Annotated in this window: 7 protein-coding genes; 6 read left to right on the forward strand and 1 reads right to left on the reverse strand. The window is 40.8% G+C overall.

All coding sequences use genetic code 11. The features are described from left to right. Positions 1 to 230 precede the first annotated feature (230 nt). The 6 genes from OCV81_RS17395 (at position 231) to OCV81_RS17420 (ending at position 4442) form a co-directional block, all read left to right on the forward strand. The gene (locus OCV81_RS17395) at positions 231 to 1178 is read left to right on the forward strand and encodes an SPFH domain-containing protein (RefSeq protein ID WP_022352888.1); all 948 of its coding nucleotides are present in this window, start codon (positions 231 to 233) and stop codon (positions 1176 to 1178) included. Positions 1179 to 1253: 75 nt separating this feature from the next. Beyond that, entirely contained in the window at positions 1254 to 1457 is a 204-nt protein-coding gene (locus OCV81_RS17400) for an Arc family DNA-binding protein (RefSeq protein ID WP_022352889.1), read from the forward strand. After that, positions 1450 to 1905: a hypothetical protein gene (locus OCV81_RS17405; RefSeq protein ID WP_148331101.1), complete on the forward strand. Its 456-nt coding sequence runs from the start codon at positions 1450 to 1452 to the stop codon at positions 1903 to 1905. Before OCV81_RS17400 ends, OCV81_RS17405 begins: the two co-directional genes overlap by 8 nt. A gap of 278 nt (positions 1906 to 2183) precedes the next feature. Beyond that, positions 2184 to 2492, forward strand: a complete 309-nt coding sequence (locus OCV81_RS17410) for a tyrosine-type recombinase/integrase (protein ID WP_262640533.1) — start codon at positions 2184 to 2186, stop codon at positions 2490 to 2492. 10 nt (positions 2493 to 2502) lie between these two features. After that, entirely contained in the window at positions 2503 to 4056 is a 1554-nt protein-coding gene (locus OCV81_RS17415) for an RNA-binding domain-containing protein (protein WP_148331102.1), read from the forward strand. After that, on the forward strand, positions 4035 to 4442 hold the full coding sequence (locus OCV81_RS17420; protein ID WP_148331103.1) for a hypothetical protein: 408 nt from the start codon (positions 4035 to 4037) through the stop codon (positions 4440 to 4442). The genes OCV81_RS17415 and OCV81_RS17420 overlap by 22 nt, the downstream gene beginning before the upstream one ends. A 234-nt stretch (positions 4443 to 4676) precedes the next feature. Here the strand turns inward: OCV81_RS17420 and OCV81_RS17425 are convergent. After that, positions 4677 to 5038: IS66 family transposase (locus OCV81_RS17425; RefSeq protein ID WP_262640535.1), on the reverse strand; the 362-nt coding region annotated here is incomplete at its 5' end.

Genomic DNA, 5038 nt, shown 5'->3' on the forward strand with positions numbered 1-5038 from the left:
TAAAGATACAAAATCTTTAGGTAATAACAACGCCTCGGCTTGGGAAAGTCGGGGCGTTGTCATAAAAAAAGAGGGTATGCTTTTTGACACACCCTCTTCTCGTTTGAATCGGTCCACCTTCACGGTTATAGATTGTTAAAGATGGAAATAGAAAGCTCCTGCACTTGGATTTTAATTCCTTAAATAATATATTTGTGATATCAAAATAATATCATTTAAATCTAATGGATATGGAAACGAAGGAAATGAAATTCAGTGGCTTTAAAATGAATGGCTTTTTAGCTCTTTTCTTGTTCTTATTTGTATGGGCCGGAATAACGGTGTGGTGTTTTACTGTGGGAGAAACTCTTTTCTATATATTGGGGGGAGTGATGGTGTTATTGTGGATTATTTTGAATTGCGGCTATATGCAGCTGGAACCCAATGAAGCACGTGCCATGGTTTTCTTTGGCAAATATAAAGGTACCTTTAAAGAAACAGGATTCTTTTGGGTGAATCCGTTCATGGACAAGAAGAAATTATCACTTCGTGCGCGTAATCTGGATGTGGAGCCTATAAAGGTGAATGACAAGATAGGTAATCCCATTCTGATTGGGTTGGTATTGGTGTGGCGGTTGAAAGATACCTACAAAGCCATGTTTGAGATTGACGCACAGACCATGGCCAGCACGGGAGACGGTAAGTCGGCAAACGTGGGGAATGCGGTGGCCAGCCGTATGAATGCCTTTGAGAACTTTGTGAAGATACAGAGTGATGCGGCTTTACGTCAGGTGGCCGGACAGTACGCCTATGATGACAATGAATCGGATGCGAATGAATTGACACTCCGTTCGGGAGGTGAGGAAATCAATGAGCAGCTGGAACAAAAGCTGAATGAGCGTCTGGCAATGGCCGGTATGGAAGTGCTGGAGGCCCGTATCAATTATTTGGCTTATGCACCGGAAATCGCAGCGGTCATGCTTCGGCGTCAGCAGGCTTCGGCAATTATCAGTGCCCGTGAGAAAATTGTGGAAGGAGCCGTTTCAATGGTTCACATGGCACTGGACAAATTGTCGAAAGAGGAAATCGTGGAGCTGGATGAAGAAAAGAAAGCCGCTATGGTAAGCAATCTGCTAGTGGTACTCTGTGCGGATGAGGCTGCCCAGCCGGTGTTGAATACTGGCACGCTGAACCATTAAATCTGGGAATGACAGACGGTACTCCCGTTCTGTTCTTATGTGAGTAGAAATCGTTTAATTTTAGGTGAGGATATAGTGCCCAAGAAAGAAAATACGACCAAAAGCTTTGTACTGCGGGTAGACGCTGCCACAATGGATGCCATAGAAAAGTGGGCAGCTGATGAATTCCGTAGTACCAATGGTCAATTGCAGTGGATTATCAATGAGGCCTTGCGCAAAAGCGGGAGATTGAAGAAAAGTAACCGGAAGGAAAAAGAGGGAGAAGAATCGGATGATTAATTTGGGATTTTATACAGGGAGTGGTAGCAATGTCCGGTATCAGCGGACAGGGTTCGACTATTTACTGACAGGAGTCGCTTTCCTGCCAGTCTTGGCGGGTTGGATATATATACTGTATCAGACTCGGCAGATTGGGGGCTTGTTTTTTCAGGAACACGCTATGTCGGGAATGGTAATGTTGCTTTTATTTTTGGTGTTGGGATGCAGTATGTTTGTTCCAGTCCGATACTACCATTTTGCATTTCGGATTACTGAGAAAAATATAGGTCGGCAATATGTGTTGGCTATACGGTTGTGTCAATTCTGGAATGTGGCAATCAGCTGTATGAATTTGGGGAAGTTGCTTGGGAAAAGCTGTGCGGGTGCGATTTATTTGTCAGTGTTCGGTGTGGTACTGATGGCTTGTACGTTTGTAGCTTATTTTGTATTGGCTTATAAAATGCGTTGAGGGGGAAGGAAAGTGTATATCTGAAATTCAATATATCTGTAGCGATTAGAATATGGCGTAGTTACTTCTGATTATTTTCGTACTATTGTTATGGTATTTCTTTCATTGATGCAGCATTATTAATAAAGAAGAATACCATCCGTTATAAGGGGGTAACTATATCGTATATAAACGAAATAAGACAAAGGAGGCCAAACGGGTAAAACCAATTCAGATTAGAATTACACAAGAAATACAAAATTTATTGGATTGGTTTGCTGCTCATACTATCTATATTAGTGGAAGATTATTTGTTGCCGATTGTTTCCATTGCCGGGTACAAGGGGGAACGACTATATAATCATATTCGTAGCCGTTTTGGACGTAATAACAAGAATTTGGCTAACTTAGCGCAGACTTTGGGGATTACGGACATGAAGCTGACCAGCTATGTGAGTCGTCATACAATGGCTATGACTTTACAGGACAATCAAGTACCACGTGAAGTTATCTCACAGATATTAGGTCACAGTGATTTGGCAACGACCAATACTTATTTGGATAGTTTTGCCAGTAGTGTAATAGACGAAGCGGTAAAAGTATTATAAAAGAAACTGTATGTTATCAACAGATAAAATAAAGGACTTGCTTTCGCATGGTGAGAATAAGCAAGTAGAATTTAAGAAATGCACGGATAAGGTTTCGGCTTCCGTATATGAAACGGTATGTTCTTTTCTGAATGCAGAGGGAGGATATATCTTTTTAGGGGTGGATGATGATGGTACAATATTGGGAATTAACCCTAAATGCGTAACAGATATGACCAAAAGTATTATCAATACGCTGAATAATCCTGAACAGTTTCTTCCTCCAATGCCAATCACGCCAGAGCAGACAGAGATAGACGGTAAGATTATCCTGTATCTGAATGTGCCGGAGAGTGAACAGGTACATAGATATAAGAACCGCTTTTACGACCGTTGGGGGGATGCAGATAATGATGTGTCAAAGCATACTTATCTGGTTAAGAACATGTTCATGCGAAAAGAAAAGGAATCTTCCGAGAATGAAGTATTTCCCGATGTAACATTGGCGGATATGGATGAAGAATCGTTCAAGATTATGCGCAGCCACATTTCCATTCATAACTCCAATCATCCGTGGCTGAGCATGACAAATGAAGAATTCCTGAAAAGTCTGTTTTGGGGTAAACAACGGGGAACAAACAGAGAAGGATATAAGTTGGCTGCCATTCTTTTATTTGGCAAGGAACAGACTATTCTAAATTGTTGTCCTTGGCATCGTACGGATGCCATTTACCGTAGCATATCTTACGAGCGTTTCTTGCATCCGCTTCCGACTGACCCTGATATTCGTTACAATGACCGGGATATGATATGCGTAAATTTGATTCAGTCATATATCCGTTTGCTGAATTTTGTGCAACGCAACATGCCTGATAAGTTCCGTTTGGCAGATAATGGTATAGACCGTTTGGATTTACGGGTAATGATATTCAGAGAAGTGATTTCAAATACCCTTCTGCATCGTGAATATATCAGTTCATATACCAATAAGTTTCTCATATTCCGTGACCGGGTCATAACGGAGAATTGGACGAAACCTTTCCAAACAGGGGATATAGATATAAATGACTGGCGTACCCGTACAAAGAATCCGCTAATAACAAAGGTATTCCGTGAAATGAAATGGGCTGAGGAGCTTGGATCTGGACAGAAAAATATTCGGAAATATGCTCCGTTATACTTTGAAAACTCTGAGATAGAGATTCATAGTGGAGAGGAGTTTGTCTTTTCCATTACTTATCGCGACCCTAAAGAATTTGAGTTTGCAGAAAATATACCGACCAGTCACCGACAAGTCGGCACTAAGTCGGCACTAAGTTGGCAGCAAGTCGGCACTAAGTTAGCATTAAGTCAAAAGGAGATAAAAACTATATTGGAAGCATGCTTGCTCGAAAATTCTTTAACTCAGATTATTGCTTTATTCAATTTTAGTGATAGAACAAAGTTTAAGAGGAAATATATAAACCCTCTTATTGCAGAAGGATTGTTGGCAATGACTGTTCCTGATAAGCCTAACAGCCGTTTGCAGAAATACTATACCACTGAAAAAGGAAAATCACTACTATGCCAAGACGAAAGCAATTGACATTCCATATTCAAGATTTGCGATGTGCTGGTCATATCATCGAAGAGTTATCCAAACTACCACAGTTGGCTAACTTCGACATGAATTCTATTGAACTGATCATCAAAGAAAACAGACCAGCACCCAAAATCATCAAAAAAGACATCGATATACTGATAGACCGTCTGCAGCGTGGCTTTTCAGCAAACAAACATACTGTTACGCAATTAAACAGATGCTACCTGATTACAAATGTTCATTTAGCCAAATGGATGAAGACAACCCAAGCATCCGTCAATAAATGGATAAAGGACGGTCTGATAAAGTCCAGCAAGAAATCATTCACCAATCTGGAATTCTTCGATATAGACGAGGTAATAGACCAGCTTCGCAAACAAAAACAATAAAATCACATTTTCTTTTATCACCTATATTAACTGTGCCAATTAGTGCCAATTCGAGCCATTTGTTGCCAAGCTTTGAAATTCTGTAGGGCAAATGTCTTTAAATGGCATCAAATCACTATTTAGAGAGGAAACAGACGCATCGTTTAAGGGTAAGCATTCGGTAAACCACGTTGCAAATTTTGTGAATTAGTTCCGAATCGGTGCTATTCGTAGTCGATTCGGAACTAATAGTATCTATTCGGAACAAGTTTGATTGGATTTTGCCCAATTACGTGGTAGAAGTTCTTCCATATTCTTCTCATCCCTCTCATAATATGGAATTTTGCTCAGGACATCTTCCATCCAGATTCTAGGGTCTACTTCTGCTGATTTGCAGGTGGCAATCAGTGAGTACACGATGGCAGCCCTGTATGCGGATGCGTCGTTGCCGCAGAACAGATAGTTCTTTCTTCCCAAAGCCAAAGGTCTTATGGCATTTTCTATGCGGTTGTCATCAATTTCGATTCTTCCGTCGTTTACGTATCTGGAAAGTCTTGGAAGGAGCGTGTAAGTATATTCGATGGCTTTACCCATACGGCTTTTAGGAAGTACTCTAA

It is taken from the genome of Phocaeicola fibrisolvens, from assembly GCF_025567125.1.
Lineage (GTDB): Bacteria > Bacteroidota > Bacteroidia > Bacteroidales > Bacteroidaceae > Phocaeicola > Phocaeicola fibrisolvens.